Raw genomic sequence first — 18,272 nt, 5'->3', positions numbered from 1 at the left:
GATGCGGAGTTGCCCATGCGTAGCCGTGCCCTACTTGTCCTGATTCCTGCCGTGGCGCTGGCGGCCTGTGCCACCACGGCACCGCTGCCGCCGACCCAGGTCGTGCGCTACCACCTGGGCGAGCCGATCGCGCGCGGCACGGTGGCGGTCGAGCCGCAGACCGGCGGCGGGCCGGCGAGCCTGGAGTTCAAGACCTATGCCGCCGCGGTCGAAAGCGAGCTGTTGAAGCAAGGCTACACGCTGCCCGCGGCGGCCGCGCGGCCGCAATATGTCGCGGTCGTCGGCTTCACCCGCACCGCGCAGGAAGGACCGCCCAAGCGGCCCGCGTTCAGCATCGGGATCGGCGGCGGCGGCTTCAGCGGCGGGCGCGGCGGCGGGCTCGGCCTTGGCGGCGGCGTCGGCTTTCCGGTCGGCGGCGGCGGGCGGCCGACCGAGGTGCTGGTCGCCGAGCTGTCGGTGACGATCAAGCGCAGCGCCGACCAGTCGCCAATCTGGGAAGGCCATGCGCGCGGCGTCAGCAACCTGAAAACCGCCGACCAGCAGGCGGCAAAGCTGGCCGCCGCGGTCTTCACGGGGTTCCCCGGCCAGTCGGGGCGCACTATCGAGGTCAGATGACTATCGCCATCAACGCCGCCTTCGACGGCGGCAATATCGAGGTCGTCGGAATCGACGGCGACCGCGTGGACCTGACCATCCGGCCGGACGCTCAGTCCGATTTCTTCCAATGGTTCTCGTTCCGCGTCGCCGGTGCTGGCGGGCGGACGCTGACGTTCCGCATCCTCAACGCGGGCGGATCGGCCTATCCGTTCGGCTGGCCGGGGTACAAGACGCGCGCCAGCACCGATCGCCAGGCGTGGCGCCAGGTGCCGACCAACTATGCCGACGGCGTGCTGTCGTGGCAGGTGACGGTCGACAGCGACCTGATCTGGTTCGCCTATTTCGCGCCCTATACGATGGAGATGCACGAGGCGCTGGTGGCGCGCACCGCGCTGTCGCCGGCGGCGGAGCATCGCCAGATCGGCACCTCGCTCGACGGGCAGGCGATCGACTATTTCCGCTTCGGTTCGGGTGCGAAGCAGCTGTGGTTCTACGCGCGCCAGCATCCGGGCGAATCGATGGCCGAATGGTGGATGGACGGCGCGCTCGAGTGGCTGACGAGCGATGCCGCCAGCGACCTGCTGGCGAAGGCGACCGTCCATGTCGTCCCGAACATGAACCCCGATGGCACGCGCCGCGGGCATTTGCGCACCAACGCGGTGGGCGTCAACCTCAACCGCGAATGGCATGCCCCCACGTCGGCGCGCAGCCCGGAAGTATTGTGCGTCCGCGACATGATGGACGCGACGGGCGTCGACTTCGCGATCGACGTCCATGGCGACGAGGCGATCCCGGCCAACTTCATCGCCGGGTTCGAGGGCATTCCGTCGTGGACCGACGCGCATGGCGATAAATTCTACGAATTCGGCCGACGCCTCGCCGCGCACACCCCCGATTTCCAGATCGAGAAGGGCTATGAGAAGGCGTCGCCGGGCAATGCCAACCTTTCGATGTCGACCAACCAGCTCGCCGAGCGGTTCGGGGCGGTGTCGGTGACGCTGGAGATGCCGTTCAAGGATCACGATCCCAACGCCGACGCCGAATTCGGCTGGAGCCCCGAACGATCGAGGAAGCTGGCGGTCGCCTGCCTGGAGGTTGCAGCCGGCATGGTCGACGAACTGTGATCGAGGTGCGGCGCGACGATCCCCGGTCCCCGGCCGCGGCGGCGCTGATCGCCGAGCATTTGGCGTTCGCGAGCGCCAATACCGATGCCGAATTCCGCTTCGCCCTGGGTGCGGAAAAGCTGGCCGGGCCAGACACCGCCTTCTTCACTGCCTGGGATGGCGGGGCGCTGGCGGGCATGGGGGCGGTCAAGAGACTCGATACCGACCATGCCGAGATCAAGTCGATGCGCACCGCCGATGCCCACCGCCGCAAGGGCGTCGGCGCGGCAGTGCTGGCCGCGCTGATCGCTCATGCTGCGGACGAAGGCATCGCTCGGATCAGCCTGGAGACAGGCACCGACGACGACTTCATCGCCGCCCATGCGCTCTATCGCCGCTTCGGTTTCGTGGATTGCGCGGCGTTTGCCGACTATCCGGCCGACAGCCCCTACAATCGCTACATGACGCTCACGCTGGAGGTTTGATTGCCGCAACTCGTTCTCATCCGCCACGGCCAGTCGGCCTGGAACCTCGAGAATCGCTTCACCGGCTGGTGGGACGTCGACCTGACGATGCAGGGGGTCGAGGAGGCGCGCGAGGCGGGCAGGCTGATGAAGGAGAAGGGGCTGGATTTCGACCTGACCTTCACCTCGCTGCAGACGCGCGCGATCAAGACGCTGAACCTGGCGCTGGAGGCGATGGGCCGGCTGTGGCTGCCGACCGAAAAGGACTGGCGGCTGAACGAGCGCCATTATGGCGGGCTGACCGGGCTCGACAAGGCGGAGACCGCGGCCAGGCACGGCGACGAGCAGGTGAAGGTGTGGCGCCGCAGCTTCGACGTGCCGCCGCCGCCGATGGACGCGGGCAGCGATTTCGACCTGTCGAAGGACCGCCGCTACGCCGATATCCAGGTGCCGGCGACCGAGAGCCTGAAGGACACGATTGCGCGCGTGCTGCCCTATTTCAACGAGCGGATCGCGCCTGAGCTGAACGCCGGCCAGCGCGTGCTGATCTCTGCCCACGGCAACTCGCTGCGCGCGCTGGTCAAGCATCTGTCGAACATTCCCGACGACGAGATCACCGGCCTGGAGATCCCGACCGGCAAGCCGATCGTCTACGAGCTCGACGACCAGCTGAACGCGGTCGAGCGCTATTATCTGCACGAGCGATGAGGCGGGTTTTCCCAGCCGCGGTGCTGGTCGTGTCATCGCCGGCTGGTGCCGACGCCCTGCAGGACCAGCTCGTCGCGCGGATGCGGACGATCGACACGAGTGACGTCGCCTTCACCCAGACGACCCGCGTCGAGCAGATCGGCGGCAAGACGCGCGAGTTCGTCACCCGCTATGACCCCGCCAAGCCCCAGGCGGCAAGGTGGAGCGTCGTCAGCGTCGATGGCCATCCGCCGACCGACAAGGAGCGCGCCGACACGCTGAAGGCGGCGCGCGGCGGGCCGCTGCCCTCCTATGCCAAGCTGGCGCAATGGTTCGGCGCCGCGGCGACGCGGACCGCGAATGGCGGCGCCATCGTCTATCGCTTCGCCGCGCTGCCCAAGGGCACGGTCAAGATCGGCAACCACGATGCCTCCGCCGACACCAGCGCCGAGGCGGTGGTCAGCGGTAGCGGCGCGCAGGCCTATGTCGAGCGCGTGCGGTTCAGCTTGCGCGAAGGCTTTCGGATGATGCTGGTGGCGAAGGTGGAGGGCTATGCCTTCACCTCGACCTATGCGCCGCTGGCGGACGGGCGGGTATTCCCTGTGGCGGTCGACGGCGACATCAGCGGATCGATGATGGGCAAGAGCGGGTCGATCAAGACGCGGATCCGGTATATAGCGGCCAAGTAGGTCAATCCTCTCCGCCACGGGGAGGAATGACGGCCGTACGGTTGCCCTCCCCGCCCGGCCTCGCTAACCGGGCGCGCATGGCTGCACCGCTCGTCGGCATTATCATGGGTTCGACTTCCGATTGGGAGACGATGCGCCATGCCGCCGCGGTGCTGGATGAACTGGACGTCGCGCACGAGACCCGGGTCGTCTCGGCGCACCGCACGCCCGACCGGCTGTACGATTATGCCAGGGGCGCAGCGGACCGCGGGTTGAAGGTGGTGATCGCGGGGGCCGGCGGCGCCGCCCATCTGCCCGGCATGGCGGCGGCGATGACGCATCTGCCGGTGCTGGGCGTCCCCGTCGAATCGAAGGCGTTGAAGGGCCAGGACAGTTTGTTGTCGATCGTGCAGATGCCGGGCGGCATCCCGGTCGGCACGCTGGCGATCGGCAAGGCCGGCGCGATCAATGCCGGGCTGCTCGCCGCCGCGATCCTGGCGCTGTCCGACGCGGCCTTGTCGCAGCGGCTTCAGGACTGGCGCGCACGCCAGACCGATTCGGTGGCGATCGACCCGCAATAACCAGGACGAAAGGCGATGGCGTGAGGATCGACCCGGGCGGCACGATCGGTATCCTGGGCGGTGGCCAGCTGGGGCGGATGCTCGCGGTGGCGGCGGCGCAGCTCGGCTATCGCACTCATATCCTGGCGCCCGAGCGCGACAGCGTCGCCGCACAAACGGCGTCGAGCCTGACCCGCGCCGATTACCACAACCGCATCGTCCTGAACGATTTCGCCGAACAGTGCGACGTCGTCACCTATGAGTTCGAGAACGTCGCGGTGGGGCCGGTCGAATGGCTCGCCGCGCGCATCCCGGTGCATCCGGCCCCGGCAGCGTTGCGCGTGGCGCAGGACCGGATCGCGGAGAAGGCGTTCGTCGAAACGGTCGGCGGCCGCCCCGCCCCCTGGGCGGCCGTGGACAGCGAGCACGCGCTGACGGCGGCGCTGGCGCGGATCGGGACGCCGGCGATCCTGAAGACGACGCGGATGGGCTATGACGGCAAGGGCCAGGCGCTGATCCGCACCATCGGCGAGGCGGCAGATGCGTGGACGACGATCGGCGGGCCGTCGGTGCTGGAGGGCTTCATCCGGTTCGAGCATGAATTCTCGATCCTGATCGCGCGCGGACACGATGGCGCGACCGTCCGCTACGACCCGCCGCACAACGTCCATCACGCCTCGATCCTGCGAACGTCGACGGTGCCCGCACCCGCCGAGGTGCTGACCCAGGCCGAGGAGGCGACCGCCCTCGCCTGCCGGATCGCGGAGAAGCTGGGCTATGTCGGCGTCCTGGCGTGCGAGTTCTTCGCGACCAGCGACGGCCCGGTCTTCAACGAGATGGCGCCGCGGGTGCATAATTCGGGGCACTGGACGATCGAGGGTGCCGAAACGTCGCAATTCGAGAACCATATCCGCGCGATCTGCGGCCTGCCGCTGGGCGACCCGTCCGCGCGGGGGGTGGTGGAGATGCGCAACCTGATCGGCGACGATCCGTGGCAGGCGGCACTGACCGAGCCGGGTGCGCACCTGCACCTGTACGGCAAGGGCGAGGCGCGGCCAGGGCGCAAGATGGGGCATGTGACGGTGGTTCGGTAACGCCGCCACGACCCCAATCGTCATCCCCGCGAAGGCGGGGATCCATATTGGCTGCCGCTAGTGGGTCTCACGACGTGTCGTGATGATGGATTGCCGCCTTCGCGGGAATGACGGTGTTGGTGGGCGGACCGTCCTGAGCCACACACGTCATGCTGAACTTGGTTCAGCATCTCCTTGCCGTGGCGCTCGCCGCTGGAGATGCTGAAACGAGTTCAGCATGACGGAGTCGCATTACAATAAGGAGGCCCCTTGCGGCGCCCCCTCCACCACGCGGCTTCGCCGAGCGGTGCCCCTCCCCGGCAACGCTGGGGAGGACGAGTGTTCGGGTTACGCCGCGCGCGTGCCCGACAGCGGGAAGCTGCCGAACGCGCCGGCACCGACGGTGCCGGTCAGCGTGTCGCCCTCGGCAGTCGCCTGGCAGTCGAGCGTCATCGGCATCGGCACGCTGACGTGCATCTGGAACGACACGGCGTCGCCGTTCGCCTGACCCGAAATGTCGCTCGCGCCCATCGCGCCGCTGGCCTGGCCAGTGAAGGCGTCGCCATCGGTCTTGATCGTGATGTGCAGCTTCTGGTCGCCGAGCGGCGACTTCACGGTGCAATCCCAGCTGCCGTCGATATCGGCCATGTGACGCGTTCCTCTCTCGTATCAGGTGATTACTTGGCGCCCGACATGGACGCAGCCGACCGGACCTCGACGGGGAGGCCGAGCGTGTCAAGCTGCGGCTTCACCTTCGCCGCCTCGCCGATCACGATCCAGGTGACGTCGCCGGGGCGGATCACCTGACTGATCGACTGGCGCAGCTGGGGCAGCGTCATCGCGCGGTAACGCTGGTTGATCGTCGCGTAATAATTGTCGGGACGCTTGAACAGGTCGTTCTGCTGCATCGCCGCCAAGACCGCGTCGCTCGTCTCGAACTCGCCCGAGCCCGAGCGGATCGCGCCGTTGATCGCCAGGTCGAACTCTTCCTGCGTCATCGGCTTCGTCGTGACATATTGCGTCAGGTCGTCGCGCAGCGAGGCGACGGCGGGACCGGTCTTGTCGGCCTGCACCGGCGCCTGGATGCGATAGGGCGCGGCATATTCGACGCGGTTGAACACGCCATAGGCGCCATAGGACCAGTGGCGGTTCTCACGCAGGTCGAGGTTGATGCGGCTGAGGAAGTCGCCGCCGAGCGAGTCGTTGGCGGTGATGACCGGCAGCAGGTCGTCGGTGCCGACGAGGCTGGTCTGCTGGGCGCCGACGATCAGCGACTGCGGGCTGTCGGGACGATCGACCAGGACGATGCGCTCGCCGCCGGCGACCTTGGCGGGCGGGAAGGACTTGGTGCCCGCCGCCCCTTCCGCCTTCCAGTCGCCGAAGCGCTGGTCGAACGCCGCCTTCACCTCGGCGAGCGGCCGATCGCTGACGACGAAGATCTTGGCCTTGTCGGGGCGCAGCCACGCCTGGCGGAAGGCGACGAGGTCGGCGCGGGTCAGTGCCGCAACCGCCTTGGGATCGCCCGACCCACCCGGCTTCGCATAGGGCGAACCGGCCGGATAGAGATACTGAGGCGCAATGCGGCCGGCGATGCCGTTGGGGCTCGTCAGCTCCTGCGCGATCTGCGCCAGCTGCTGGTTGCGGACGCGGGCGACGTCGGTCTCGGCGAAGGCCGGGCGACGCGCGACGTCGGCGAACAGGTCGAGCGCGGGCGCGAGGTTGGCGCTGGGTACGCCGAGCGACAGCACGGTGCGGTCATTGCCGACGCCGGTACCGATGTCGGCGCCGAGCCGCTCCTTCGCCTGCGCCAGCGCGCTGGCGTCGAGGGCGCCCGCCGCCTCGTCCATCGTGTCGAGCGTCAGCTGCTGGGTGCCGAGCCGGTCGGCGGGATCGGCGGCGCGGCCCGCGTCGAAGCTGACGACCGCACGAGTGAACGGCGTCGCGGTGCGCTGCGCGTAGATCAGCTCGATGCCGTTGGCGAGGCGGGTGCGCGTGACCGCGGGGAAGCTGAGGTCGCTCATCTGGCCGACCGCGGGCATCGCACCGCGCGTGCCCTTGGCAGGTTGGTCGGGCGCCGGCGTCACCTCGGCCTTGGGCGGGACGACCGCCTCGGCATAGGCGTCACGCTCGCCGGGAACGACGTTGACGGCGAGGACGGGGCGCGACAGCCACTTGTCGGCCGCCGCCTTGACGGTCGCCGGGGTCTGCGCGGCGAGCGCAGCGAGATACTTCTTATAGAAGCCCGGATCGTTCGAGTAGAGCGCGCCCTCGGCCAGCGCGACCGCCTTGCCGCCGAAGCCGCCGACCGATTCGAAGCCACGGATGCGGCCGGCGACGGTGGTTGTCACGACGCGCTGCACCTCGTCGGCGGTCGGCCCGGTGCGCAGGAAATTGGCAGTGACCTCGTCGAGGCGCTTCGCCGCCTGCGCCGCATCGACGCCGGGGCGGACATAGCCGTAGATCTGGAACTGGCCGACCTGCGCGAACGACTGGTTGCCCACGGTGATACGGGTGAACAGCTTCTCGCCGCGCACCAGCTGCTCCTCGAGCCGCGACGAGGCGAGGCCGCCGAGCACGGCGGCGGCGACGTCGAGCGACGGCGACGCCGGATCGTTGAGGCCGGGGACGACCCAGCTGCGCGTGAGTAACGTCGCGGCGACGCGGTCCTTGATCGTCGCGGTTTCGGCCTTGGCCAGCGTCGTTACCGCGGCGGGCGGCGTCACGCTCTTGGGACCGGCGGGGATCGCGCCGAAATATTTCTCGACCAGCGGTCGCGCGGTGGCGACGTCGATGTCGCCGGCGAGCACCAGCACCGCGTTGTTGGGGCCATAGTGGCTCTTGAACCACGTCTTCACGTCGTCGAGGCTGGCCTTGTCCAGATCGGCCATCGAGCCGATCGTGGTGTGGCCGTAGGGATGCGTTGCGGGGAACAGCCCCTCGGTGATGCGATAGTCGACCAGGCCGTAGGGCTGGTTGTCGCCCTGGCGCTTCTCGTTCTGAACGACGCCGCGCTGCTCGTCGAGCACGCCCTGGGTGATCGCGCCGGTGAGGTAACCCATGCGGTCGCTTTCGAGGAAGAGCGCGCGCGACAGGGCGGCGGTCGGCACCGTCTCGAAATAATTGGTGCGATCGTAATAGGTCGTGCCGTTGAGGTCGGTCGCGCCGATCGTCTTCAAGGGCGAGAAGAAATCGCCCGGCGCGTTCTCGCTGCCGTTGAACATGAGGTGTTCGAACAGGTGGGCGAAGCCGGTCTTGCCCTGCGGCTCGTGCTTCGAGCCGACGTCATACCAGACGCTGACCGCGACGACGGGCGCCTTGCGATCGGTATGGACGATGACGCGAAGGCCGTTCTTGAGCGTGAACTGCTGATAGGGGATGTCGACCGCGCGGACGAGATCCGCGGTGGGCGCCGGCTTGGCGGTCTGGGCGGCGACGGGAGCAACGAACGCGACGATAGCGGCGCCAGCGAGCGCCGCGGAACGAAACTTCATGGATGACCCTTCCCTCGGTGTATGGGCGGAGCATAGCAGTGGCGGGATGGCGTGCAATGGGGGCAATCCGTCATTCCCGCGAAGGCGGGAATGACGAGGTACGAAGCAGGGAGCTTCCCCCTTTCGCTGCACCTGCTATGTCGCTGAGCATGAACGCGCCGCCCGGCACCCCGCTCTATCGCCATCGCTGGCCGACGCGCCTGTGGCATTGGGTCAATGCGATCGCGATCATCATCCTGATCGGGTCGGGGCTCGGCATCTCGAACGCGCATCCGCGGCTCTATTGGGGGCAATATGGCGCGAACTTCGACTATGCCTGGGCTAGCCTGCCGCGCTTTCCCGCCTGGCTGACGATCCCGGCGAGCTACAACCTCGCGATCTCGAGGCGGTGGCACCTGTTCTTCGCGCTGGTGCTCGCGTTCGGGCTGCTGGCGTACATGATCGTCAGCGTGGTCAACCGGCATTTCCAGCGCGACCTGCGATTTCGCCGCGGCGACCTGACGCGCACCTCGCTGTGGGCCGACATCCGCGCGCACCTAGACTTCCGCTTCCATGATCCCGAGCACCCCGGCGCCTACAACGTCCTGCAGAAGCTGAGCTACGTCGGCATCCTGTTCATCGCACTGCCGCTCGTCATCCTGACCGGGCTGGCGATCTCGCCGGGGATGGATGCGGCGTGGCCGTGGCTGCTCGACCTGTTCGGTGGGCGTCAGTCGGCGCGGTCGATCCACTTCCTGTCCATGGCCGCCATCGCGCTGTTCACCGTCGTCCATCTGGTGCTGGTGATCCTGGCGGGCGTCGGCAACGAGTTGCGCTCGATCGTCACCGGCTGGTGGAAGGTGCCGGGCGAATGATCGCGCGGCGGACGCTGATCGCCGGCGGCGCCGGGCTGATGCTCGCAGGCTGCGAGAAGGTGGTGCAGGTGCCGGCCGCGAGGGCCATCCTGTTCGCGGGTGAGGACATGCACCGCGGACTGCAGCGCGCGCTTCAGGGCCGCGATGCGCTGGCGCCCGAATATCGCCGCGACCAGATGTCGCCGATCTTCCGCGCCAACGGCACGTTCAATCCCAACACGCCGGATTACAACGCGCTCGTCGCCGACAAATTCGCCGGATACCGCCTGGCGGTCGGCGGCCTGGCCGATGCGCCGCGCAGCTTCACGCTCGTCGATCTCGCCTCGATGCCCGCGCGGCGGCAGATCACGCGGCACGATTGCGTCGAGGGGTGGAGCGCGATCGGCGAATGGCAGGGGCCGCTGCTCGGCACGGTGCTGAAGGCGGCGGGGGTGTGGCGATCGGCGCGCTACGTCGTGTTCCGCTGCTTCGACCTGTACGGCGGCCAGCCCTATTATGAATCGATCGACCTGGTCGACGCCTTCCACCCGCAGACGATCCTGGCGCTGGCGATGAACGGCCGCGCGCTCGACGTCGCCCATGGCGCGCCGGTGCGCCTGCGCGTCGAGCGTCAGCTCGGCTACAAGCACGCCAAATATGTCCAGTCGATCGAGGCGGTCGCGACGCTGGACGGCATCGGCAAGGGCAAGGGCGGCTATTGGGAGGACAATGTCGATTATGATTGGTATGCCGGTATCTGATTAGTACGTGGCGCTGCCATGTCCCTACTCGACCTCTTCCTCGATCGCGCGATCAAGCGCGGCCAGCTGACCATCCATCGTCCCGGCAAGCCGCCCCGGACCTTCGGCACCCCCGATCCCGAGATGGGCCATGTCGAGCTAACCTTCGCCGACAACAAGGTCGAGCGCCAGCTGGTGACCGATCCGGGCCTGGGCGCGGCGGAGCTGTTCATGGACGGGCGGCTGCAGATTGCGAACGACGACATCCTGCCGCTGCTCCAGCTCGCAACCGCCAACGACAAATACGAGGATCGCCGCGGCGCGCTGAAGGCCTCGCGCGGCACGCGGGTGCTGGGCGCGATCAAGCATCGCTTCGACCGGATCAACATGGAGCGGCGCTCGAAGCGCAACGTCGCGCATCATTACGACCTGTCGGCGCGGCTCTACGACCTCTTCCTCGACAAGGACCGCCAGTACAGCTGCGCCTATTACACCGATCCGGCGAACGACCTGGAGACGGCGCAACAGGACAAGCTGGCGCATATCGCCGCCAAGCTGGCGATCCGGCCGGGCATGCGCGTGCTCGACATCGGCTGCGGCTGGGGCGGGATGGCGCTGTACCTCCATGCCAAGACCGGCGCCGAGGTGCTAGGCGTGACGCTGTCCGAGGAGCAGCTGAAGATCGCGCGCGAACGCGCCGCGGCGGCCGGCGTCGCCGACAAGGTGACGTTCGAGCTGATCGACTATCGGCGGGTCGAGGGACGATTCGACCGGATCGTGTCGGTCGGCATGTTCGAGCATGTCGGGCCGCCGCAGTATCGCACCTTCTTTCGCAAATGCTTCGACCTGCTCGCCGACGACGGCGTGATGCTGCTCCACACGATCGGCCGCTACGGCGGGCCGAGCGTGACCGACGAGTTCACGACCAAGTACATCTTCCCCGGCGGCTACAACCCGGCACTGTCGGAGATCGTGAAGGGATACGAAGGGCTGCCGATGTTCCTGACGGACGTCGAGGTGCTGCGGAACCACTACGGCTGGACGACGCGCCAGTGGTACGACCGCGCCTATGCCGCGCGCGACCAGATCGTCGCGCTGTACGACGAGCGATTCTGGCGGATGTGGATCTTTTATCTCGCCGGCGCCTCGATGGCGTTCCTGCATGGCGGGCTGTGCAATTATCAGGTGCAGCTCGCCCGCCGCCGCGACGCAGTCCCGGTGACGCGGGATTACATGTTCGAGGGCGAGCGGGCGATGCGGGGGTGAGAACAAGCCCCTCCCCTTCAGGGGAGGGGTTGGGGTGGGGCGAGGCAGGCGATGGTCTCTGCAAGGCTTCCCCCACCCCTAGCCCCTCCCCTGAAGGGGAGGGGGAAAATAGCCGCCTATTTCGACAGCGACTTCTTCGCCGCCTCGCGCTCGCCGGGTTCGATTCGGCCGTCGCCATCGACGTCGTAGCGCTTGAACGTCGCGGTCAGCAGGCGCTGCGCCTCCGCCTCGCTGACCTTGCCGTCCCTGTCGCTGTCGGCTGCGTCGAACCACAGGTCGCCGAGCCGCTTGGCGTGGACGGGATCGACCGACTTCGCGCCGGCACTCATCCGGCCGATCCGCGCCTGCACCTCGGGCCGGCTGAGGAAGCCGTCCTTGTCGGCGTCCGACGCGCGGAATTCGCGGCGGAACTTGGCAGCGGCGGAGGCCTGGGTATCCTGCGCCACGACAGGCGCGGCGGCGACGAGCGGGAGGAGGAAAAATAGCTGCTTCATGGCCCCCGCCATTGCCGACTTCTCGCTGCATCGACGATGAACATGGGGTAGGAAGGTTGCGTCCTCGCCGCCGGGACCGTAAGCGCACGCCGCCTTTCCCACGGAGCTGCCCCCATGTCCGATCAGATCAACAAGGTCGTCCTCGCCTATTCCGGCGGCCTCGACACCAGCGTGATCCTGAAGTGGCTCCAGCAGGAATACAGCGCCGAAGTCGTCACCTTCACCGCCGACCTGGGCCAGGGCGAGGAGCTGGAGCCGGCGCGCGAGAAGGCGCTGCTGCTCGGCATCAAGCCCGAGAACATCTTCATCGACGATCTGCGGGAGGAGTTCGTCCGCGATTACGTGTTCCCGATGATGCGCGCCAATGCGGTCTATGAGGGCACGTATCTGCTCGGCACATCGATCGCGCGGCCGCTGATCGCCAAGCGCCAGATTGAGATCGCGAATAAGATGGGCGCCGATGCGGTGGCGCATGGCGCGACGGGCAAGGGAAACGACCAGGTCCGCTTCGAACTCGGCTATTATGCGCTCAATCCCGACATCAAGGTGATCGCGCCGTGGCGCGAGTGGGACCTGACCAGCCGCACCAAGCTGATCGAATTCGCCGAGAAGCACCAGATTCCGATTTCGAAGGACAAGCGCGGCGAGGCGCCGTTCTCGACCGACGCCAACATGCTCCACACCTCGTCTGAGGGCCGCGTGCTCGAGGATCCGTGGGAGGAGGTGCCCGATTACGTCTATTCGCGGACCGTCAATCCCGAGGACGCGCCCGACAGCGCTGAGACGATCACGATCGATTTCGAGCGCGGCGACGGCGTCGCGCTGAACGGTGAGGCGATGAGCCCGGCGACTCTGCTCGAAGCGCTCAACGAGATGGGCCGCCGCCACGGCATCGGCCGGCTCGACCTGGTCGAGAACCGCTTCGTCGGCATGAAGAGCCGCGGCATGTACGAGACGCCGGGCGGCACCATCTATGCCCTCGCCCATCGCGGAATCGAGCAGCTGACGCTCGACCGCGGTGCGGCGCATCTGAAGGACGAGCTGGCGCCGCGCTATGCCGAGCTGGTCTACAACGGCTTCTGGTTCTCGCCCGAGCGCGAGATGCTGCAGGCGGCGGTCGACCACAGCCAGGCGAAGGTGTCGGGCACGGTGCGGCTGAAGCTGTACAAGGGCCAGGCGATCGTGACGGGCCGCAAGTCGCCCAACTCGCTCTATTCGGAGAAGGTCGTGACCTTCGAGGACGACCAGGGCGCCTATGACCAGCGCGATGCGGCCGGCTTCATCAAGCTGAACGCGCTTCGCCTGCGCCTGCTCGGCCGCCGCGACGGGTGAGCTGATCAGTCCTCCCCACATCGTGGGGAGGACGTTGCGTGCCCCGTTCGTCATGCTGAACGTGTTTCAGCATCTCCCTGGGGCGGGCCAATCGCTCTCCCCGCGGAAGACCCTGAAACAAGTTCAGGGTGACGGGGCTGGAATGGCTTGGTTACCGGCACTTAACCACATCCGCGCTACGGCGGCAGGGTGAACGCTCGCCGCCATGACCTGTCGCTCGCGCTGGCGCTCGCCGCGCTGCTGAGCGTCGCGTGGACGATCGCGGCGTGGGCGGACCTGCGCCAGCTGCGCCTGCCCGATACCGACGACGCGATGCGGTTGCAGCAGGTGCGCGACTGGCTGGCGGGCCAGGCGTTCGGCGACGTCGCGCAGCACCGGCTGGGGCTCGGTGGGCCGATCCACTGGTCGCGGCTCGTCGACCTGCCGATCGCGGCGCCGATCGCGCTATTCTCGCCGCTGGGACGTCATGACGCCGAGGTGGCGGCGGTGATCGTCTGGCCGGCGCTGCTGTTCGCCGCCGCGCTGTATCTGACCGCGCGGATCGCGCGGGTGCTGGGCGCGCCGGTGGCGACGGCGGTGGTCGTCGCGGGAATCGCCTATCCCTCGACGACGGTGTTCCTGCCGGGGCGGATCGATCACCATGGCGTGCAGCTGGTGATGGTGCTGGGGGCGCTGCTGGGGGCTTTGGGCCCGGTGACGGCGCGACGGGGGCGGGCCGCAGGGCTATGCTGTGCCGCCAGCCTGGTCGTCGGGCTGGAGACGGTGCCGCTGCTGGGCGTGATCGGTGCTGCAATTGTGGCCGAGTGGGTTGCGAGTGGCGGCCGGCGGCGGCTGGCGGGATTGGGTGGCGGCGCGCTTGGTGGACTGATCGTCGGCCGGATGGCCTTTGCGAGCGATGCTTTCGGCTACGGCGCCTGCGACGGCTTTACCGCCGAGGCGTGGCGCGCGGCGATGGTGATGGCCGCAGCGACGCTGCTCCCCCTCGTCACCCCGGACCCCTCGGCTTGGCTCAGGACAGGCTTGGCCCGAGGTCACGCTGTATCGCCGACCGGGGACGACGCCGCCTCCCGGCTCAAGCCCGGGATGAGGGGGAGATTGAGGCGAGGGCTTGCGATCATCGGAATCGCGGGCGCCGTGGCGCTGCTGTGGTCACCCGACTGCCTCCACCCTTATGGCCGCGTCGATCCACTGCTTGCGAGGTTATGGCTGGGCCAGGTCGCGGAAGCGCAGGGGGCGTGGCAGGCACCGTTTGCGGCGACCATCGGCTATCTTGGCGTCATGGCGGCGGGGTTGGGCGCGACGGCATGGCGTCTGCGCGTCGTCCGCACGCGGGAATGGGCGCTGATGCTGGCATTGCAGGTCACCGCGCTCGCGGTGGCGTTGGTCCAGCTGCGCGGGGCGCAGAGCGGCGCGATCCTGGCCGCACCGGCACTGGCCGCCGCGATCGATGCGGCAAGGCGGCGGGGCAGCGTCGCGCTGGTCGGCGCCTGGGCGGCGTCGGCGGGGATGCTGTACCCGATCGCCGCACAGGCGCTGACGCCGCCGTCGGGCAAGCCTGCGCCGATGGCGGGGGACTGCGGCTCGGCGGCGACCATGGCGGCGCTGGTGCGGCTGCCGGCGGGAACGCTGATGGCGCCGATCGACGCCGGCGCCTGGGCGCTGGCGGCGACACGGCACCGCGTGCTCGGGGCGCCGCTGCATCGCAATGCGGCGGGCAACCGGGCGATCTATCGTTTCTACCTCCGGCCACCGGGCGAAGCGGCGGCAACGCTGCGGCGCTGGAACGTCCGCTATATCGTGGCGTGCGGGACGATGCCCGGCGCCGATCGGCGGGGCACGACGGCGGATGCCTTGATCCAAGGCAAGCTGCCTGGCGTTCGACCGCTCGTACGCAGCGACGACGGCAGCGTGATCTACTTGTCGGACAGTGGTCGCACGCTCTAAGGCCAGTGGATGCAGGGGCAACAGCCGCAATGGTGGCAGACGCGCTGGTTCGTCGTCGCGATGGTGATCGCCTCGACGATCCCGCTCTGGTATCCGACGATCCCGCCGCTGGTCGACCTGCCGGGGCACATGGGGCGCTATCGCGTCCAGCTCGATCGCGGCGCACATCCGTGGCTGAGCGAATGGTATGATTTCAACTGGTCGCTGATTGGCAACCTCGGCATCGACCTGCTGATCGAGCCGCTGGCGCCAATTTTCGGCCTGGAATTGGCGGTCAAGCTGATCGTCATGGCGATCCCGGCGCTGACGGTGTCGGGGCTGTTGTGGATCGCGCGCGAGGTCAACGGCCGGATCCCCGCCACCGCATTGTTCGCGCTGCCGCTGGCGTACAGCTATCCCTTCCAGTTCGGGTTCGTGAACTTCGCGCTGTCGATGGCGCTGGCGCTGAACCTGTTCGGGCTGTGGCTGCGGCTGGCGCGGCTGGGCAAGCTGCAGCTGCGTGCGATCCTCTTCGTGCCGCTCTCCTGCGCGCTCTGGGTGTGCCACACCTTCGGCTGGGGCGTGCTCGGCGTGCTCGCCTTCTCCGCCGAGATGATCCGCCAGCACGACCTGCGCAAGGACGGGCGCGGTGGCCATTGGCTGGAGAGCTGGCTGCGCGCCGGGATCGGCTGCCTGCCGCTCGCCCTGCCGATGGTGCTGATGGTGCTGTGGCGATCGGGCGAGCACGTCACCGGGCAGACCGCCGACTGGTTCCGCTGGCGTGCCAAGACCAACTGGGTGCTGATGGTGCTGCGCGACCGCTGGATGGCGTTCGACATCGTCTCGGTCACGATCCTGTTCGTCATCCTGCTCAAGGGCATCCGCGACGAGCGCATCGAATATTCGCGCAACCTGCTGCTATCGGCGGCTTTCCTGGCGGCGGTGTTCGTCCTGCTGCCGCGTATCGTGTTCGGATCGGCCTATGCCGACATGCGCCTCGCACCGTTCGTCATCGCCATCGCGCTGCTGGCACTTCGGCCCAGGCGAGGGCTGTCGATTCGCGGCGCAGCGACGCTGGCGGCGCTGGGGCTGGCGTTCTTCCTGGTCCGGCTGGCGGGGACGACGGCGAGCTACGCGATCTATGCCAACGACTATAACCGCCAGTTCGCCGCGCTCGACCATCTGCCCGAGGGTGCGCGTCTGGTCACCTTCGTCGGGCGGCGTTGCGTCGACGACTGGACCTATTCGCGGCTCGAACACATCCCGGCGATCGCGCTGGAGCGCAAGCTCGCCTATGCCAACGACCAATGGTCGATGGCGGGCGCTCAGCTGCTGACCGCGCGCTATGTCGCCGCGGGCGGCTTCGCACACGATCCGTCGGAGCTGGTGACCGACAGGAAGTGCCGGGGCGAATGGTGGCGGCCGATCGGCAACGCGCTGGCGCATGTGCCGCGCGACGCGTTCGACTATATCTGGCTGGTCCATCCGCCCGCTTATGACCCCGCACTCACCCACGGGCTGACGCCGATCTGGCGCGATGGGGCGAGCGTGCTCTATCGCATCGACGACCGCCGCCCGCCGGTCGACACCAGCACGGTGCCCTATGGGTTCCCGCCGCGCTTGAAGGGCGTCAGCTCCGCCAGGTAGTCGTGGCTATGCTCGACCGCGGCGCGCTCGCGGACGAGGAAGTCGCTGACCGCACGGCGGAAACCCGCATCCGGGATGTAGTGGGCGGACCAGGTCGCGACCGGCTCGTACCCGCGCGCCAGCTTGTGCTCGCCCTGCGCGCCCGCCTCAACCGTCGTCAGCCCGCGCGCGATGGCGGCGTCGATCGCCTGGTAATAGCACAGCTCGAAATGAAGGAACGGCACTTCCTCGGTACAGCCCCAATAGCGGCCGTAGAGCGTATCGTCACCGATCAGGTTGAGCGCCCCCGCGATCGGCACGCCATCACGCTCGGCGAGGATCAGCAGCACGCGATTCCCCATCGTTTCGCCCAGCAGGGGGAAGAAGCTGCGCTTCAGATAGGGTTGGCCCCATTTGCGGCTGCCGGTGTCCTGGTAGAAGACCCAGAAGGCATCCCAATGTTCGGGCCGAATGTCGGCGCCGGTGAGGTGGCGGATCGTCAGCCCCTCGACCGCGGCGGCGCGCTCCTTGCGGATCGCCTTGCGCTTGCGGCTGGCGAGGGCGCCGAGGAAATCGTCGAAGGTCGCATAGCCCTGGTTGCGCCAATGGAATTGCGTGCCCTCACGGATCAGCCAGCCGGCCTGTTCGAACAGTGGCAGCTGTTCGGGGCTGACGAAGGTGGCGTGGGCGGAGGATAGCTCGTGCTGGTCGGTCACCGCCTCGATCGCGGCGATCAGTGCCGGCGCGGTGGCGGGATCGCGCAGCAGCAGGCGCGGGCCGGGCACCGGGCTGAACGGGGCCGCGATCTGAAGCTTGGGGTAATAGCTGCCCCCCGCCCGCTCCCACGCGTCGGCCCAGGCGTGGTCGAAGACATATTCGCCCTGGCTATGCCCCTTGGCATAGGCCGGCGCGATCGCGGCCGGACGACCGTCGGCACCGTCGACGACGATCGGCAGCGGCTGCCAGCCGGACCGTGCGCCAACGCTGGCCGAGGCTTCGAGAGCGGCAAGGAAGGCGTGGGAAACGAACGGGTTGGCCGTGCCGGCGCAGGCGTCCCAATCGGCAGCGGAGATCGAGGCGACGCCATCGGCGAGGCGGGCGGTGACGGCGGTCATTGCTGACTAGATAGGGTGCGTGGCGGCAGGCTCCAACGCGCAATGAGGCGTCATCCTGAACTTGGGCGTGTCATCACTTGAGTGTGATGAAGGCCGCGACGAGATGGACGGCGCCGAGGAAGGCGACGGCTCGCTTGTCATATCGGGTGGCGATGGCGCGGAAGGTTTTGAGCTTGGCGAAGAAGTTTTCGATGAGGTGGCGTGTGCCATAGAGGCCGGCATCGTGTTTGCGCCTGTAGGTGCGATTGATCTTGGAGGGGATGACGGGCTGGATGCCAAGCGCCGTCAGCGGTGTGATGA

General features: G+C 68.1%; 18 protein-coding genes. 13 read left to right on the top strand and 5 right to left on the bottom strand.

The genetic code is table 11. From position 1 onward, the window contains the following. The first annotated feature begins 15 nt into the window (after positions 1–15). From GGQ80_RS13310 to GGQ80_RS13280, 7 genes are all read left to right on the top strand, one after another. Positions 16–615, top strand: a complete 600-nt coding sequence (locus tag GGQ80_RS13310) for a DUF4136 domain-containing protein (RefSeq protein ID WP_183985639.1) — start codon at positions 16–18, stop codon at positions 613–615. Continuing rightward, positions 612–1,721: a M14 family metallopeptidase gene (locus GGQ80_RS13305; protein WP_183985637.1), complete on the top strand. Its 1,110-nt coding sequence runs from the start codon at positions 612–614 to the stop codon at positions 1,719–1,721. Before GGQ80_RS13310 ends, GGQ80_RS13305 begins: the two co-directional genes overlap by 4 nt. 5 nt (positions 1,722–1,726) lie before the next feature. Further along, positions 1,727–2,185 (top strand): GNAT family N-acetyltransferase, encoded by a 459-nt coding sequence (locus GGQ80_RS13300; RefSeq protein WP_343051053.1) that lies wholly within the window; start codon positions 1,727–1,729, stop codon positions 2,183–2,185. Next, the gene (gene gpmA, locus GGQ80_RS13295; RefSeq protein ID WP_183985636.1) at positions 2,186–2,872 is read left to right on the top strand and encodes a 2,3-diphosphoglycerate-dependent phosphoglycerate mutase; all 687 of its coding nucleotides are present in this window, start codon (positions 2,186–2,188) and stop codon (positions 2,870–2,872) included. Then, on the top strand, positions 2,869–3,540 hold the full coding sequence (locus GGQ80_RS13290; RefSeq protein ID WP_183985634.1) for a hypothetical protein: 672 nt from the start codon (positions 2,869–2,871) through the stop codon (positions 3,538–3,540). The genes gpmA and GGQ80_RS13290 overlap by 4 nt, the downstream gene beginning before the upstream one ends. Positions 3,541–3,617: 77 nt before the next feature. Further along, positions 3,618–4,100 (top strand): 5-(carboxyamino)imidazole ribonucleotide mutase, encoded by a 483-nt coding sequence (gene purE / locus GGQ80_RS13285; RefSeq protein WP_183985633.1) that lies wholly within the window; start codon positions 3,618–3,620, stop codon positions 4,098–4,100. Between the two features lie 20 nt (positions 4,101–4,120). Further along, positions 4,121–5,173 (top strand): 5-(carboxyamino)imidazole ribonucleotide synthase, encoded by a 1,053-nt coding sequence (locus tag GGQ80_RS13280; RefSeq protein ID WP_425506057.1) that lies wholly within the window; start codon positions 4,121–4,123, stop codon positions 5,171–5,173. 327 nt (positions 5,174–5,500) lie between these two features. Here the strand turns inward: GGQ80_RS13280 and GGQ80_RS13275 are convergent, their stop codons facing one another. Further along, positions 5,501–5,800: a hypothetical protein gene (locus GGQ80_RS13275; RefSeq protein WP_183985632.1), complete on the bottom strand. Its 300-nt coding sequence runs from the start codon at positions 5,798–5,800 to the stop codon at positions 5,501–5,503. A 29-nt stretch (positions 5,801–5,829) separates the two neighbouring features. Further along, positions 5,830–8,643, bottom strand: a complete 2,814-nt coding sequence (locus GGQ80_RS13270) for a M16 family metallopeptidase (protein WP_183985631.1) — start codon at positions 8,641–8,643, stop codon at positions 5,830–5,832. Positions 8,644–8,792: 149 nt separating this feature from the next. On the opposite strand from GGQ80_RS13270, the gene GGQ80_RS13265 reads away from it, so the two are divergent. The 3 genes from GGQ80_RS13265 to GGQ80_RS13255 are packed head-to-tail and all read left to right on the top strand — an operon-like array spanning position 8,793 to position 11,482. Beyond that, positions 8,793–9,497, top strand: coding sequence for a cytochrome b/b6 domain-containing protein (locus tag GGQ80_RS13265; RefSeq protein WP_183985630.1), 705 nt, complete (start codon positions 8,793–8,795; stop codon positions 9,495–9,497). Beyond that, the gene (locus tag GGQ80_RS13260) at positions 9,494–10,237 is read left to right on the top strand and encodes a molybdopterin-dependent oxidoreductase (protein ID WP_183985629.1); all 744 of its coding nucleotides are present in this window, start codon (positions 9,494–9,496) and stop codon (positions 10,235–10,237) included. Before GGQ80_RS13265 ends, GGQ80_RS13260 begins: the two co-directional genes overlap by 4 nt. An 18-nt stretch (positions 10,238–10,255) precedes the next feature. After that, complete coding sequence (locus tag GGQ80_RS13255) at positions 10,256–11,482, top strand: SAM-dependent methyltransferase (protein ID WP_183985627.1); 1,227 nt, start codon at positions 10,256–10,258, stop codon at positions 11,480–11,482. A gap of 116 nt (positions 11,483–11,598) precedes the next feature. Here GGQ80_RS13255 and GGQ80_RS13250 read toward each other — a convergent pair whose 3' ends face one another. Then, entirely contained in the window at positions 11,599–11,976 is a 378-nt protein-coding gene (locus GGQ80_RS13250) for an EF-hand domain-containing protein (RefSeq protein ID WP_183985625.1), read from the bottom strand. Positions 11,977–12,090: 114 nt separating this feature from the next. On the opposite strand from GGQ80_RS13250, the gene GGQ80_RS13245 reads away from it, so the two are divergent. From GGQ80_RS13245 to GGQ80_RS13235, 3 genes are all read left to right on the top strand, one after another. Then, positions 12,091–13,308, top strand: a complete 1,218-nt coding sequence (locus GGQ80_RS13245; protein ID WP_183985623.1) for an argininosuccinate synthase — start codon at positions 12,091–12,093, stop codon at positions 13,306–13,308. Between the two features lie 189 nt (positions 13,309–13,497). Then, entirely contained in the window at positions 13,498–15,252 is a 1,755-nt protein-coding gene (locus GGQ80_RS13240; RefSeq protein ID WP_183985621.1) for a hypothetical protein, read from the top strand. A 9-nt stretch (positions 15,253–15,261) separates the two neighbouring features. Next, entirely contained in the window at positions 15,262–16,878 is a 1,617-nt protein-coding gene (locus GGQ80_RS13235) for a hypothetical protein (protein WP_183985619.1), read from the top strand. Here the strand turns inward: GGQ80_RS13235 and GGQ80_RS13230 are convergent. Together GGQ80_RS13230 and GGQ80_RS13225 are read right to left on the bottom strand one after the other, a co-directional pair. Further along, entirely contained in the window at positions 16,833–17,972 is a 1,140-nt protein-coding gene (locus GGQ80_RS13230) for a GNAT family N-acetyltransferase (RefSeq protein ID WP_183985617.1), read from the bottom strand. The genes GGQ80_RS13235 and GGQ80_RS13230 overlap by 46 nt on opposite strands. Positions 17,973–18,045: 73 nt before the next feature. Continuing rightward, positions 18,046–18,272, bottom strand: a 227-nt coding sequence (locus tag GGQ80_RS13225) for a transposase (RefSeq protein WP_183985615.1), incomplete at its 5' end; no start/stop codon positions are given.

Origin of the sequence: Sphingomonas jinjuensis (assembly GCF_014197105.1) — a bacterium.
Taxonomy (GTDB): Bacteria; Pseudomonadota; Alphaproteobacteria; order Sphingomonadales; family Sphingomonadaceae; genus Sphingomonas; species Sphingomonas jinjuensis.
The sequence above is the reverse complement of the archived record's forward strand: the minus strand, read 5'-3'. Positions and strand labels throughout refer to the sequence as shown.

Bases quoted from the DNA above. Each gene is read 5' to 3' on its own strand.
- GGQ80_RS13265 (WP_183985630.1), top strand. From the start codon at position 8,793: ATGAACGCGCCGCCCGGCACCCCGCTCTATCGCCATCGCTGGCCGACG.
- GGQ80_RS13275 (WP_183985632.1), bottom strand. From the start codon at position 5,800: ATGGCCGATATCGACGGCAGCTGGGATTGCACCGTGAAGTCGCCGCTC.
- GGQ80_RS13305 (WP_183985637.1), top strand. From the start codon at position 612: ATGACTATCGCCATCAACGCCGCCTTCGACGGCGGCAATATCGAGGTC.
- GGQ80_RS13260 (WP_183985629.1), top strand. From the start codon at position 9,494: ATGATCGCGCGGCGGACGCTGATCGCCGGCGGCGCCGGGCTGATGCTC.
- purE (WP_183985633.1), top strand. From the start codon at position 3,618: ATGGCTGCACCGCTCGTCGGCATTATCATGGGTTCGACTTCCGATTGG.
- GGQ80_RS13290 (WP_183985634.1), top strand. From the start codon at position 2,869: ATGAGGCGGGTTTTCCCAGCCGCGGTGCTGGTCGTGTCATCGCCGGCT.
- GGQ80_RS13245 (WP_183985623.1), top strand. From the start codon at position 12,091: ATGTCCGATCAGATCAACAAGGTCGTCCTCGCCTATTCCGGCGGCCTC.
- GGQ80_RS13255 (WP_183985627.1), top strand. From the start codon at position 10,256: ATGTCCCTACTCGACCTCTTCCTCGATCGCGCGATCAAGCGCGGCCAG.
- GGQ80_RS13310 (WP_183985639.1), top strand. From the start codon at position 16: ATGCGTAGCCGTGCCCTACTTGTCCTGATTCCTGCCGTGGCGCTGGCG.
- GGQ80_RS13270 (WP_183985631.1), bottom strand. From the start codon at position 8,643: ATGAAGTTTCGTTCCGCGGCGCTCGCTGGCGCCGCTATCGTCGCGTTC.
- GGQ80_RS13250 (WP_183985625.1), bottom strand. From the start codon at position 11,976: ATGAAGCAGCTATTTTTCCTCCTCCCGCTCGTCGCCGCCGCGCCTGTC.
- GGQ80_RS13235 (WP_183985619.1), top strand. From the start codon at position 15,262: ATGCAGGGGCAACAGCCGCAATGGTGGCAGACGCGCTGGTTCGTCGTC.
- GGQ80_RS13230 (WP_183985617.1), bottom strand. From the start codon at position 17,972: ATGACCGCCGTCACCGCCCGCCTCGCCGATGGCGTCGCCTCGATCTCC.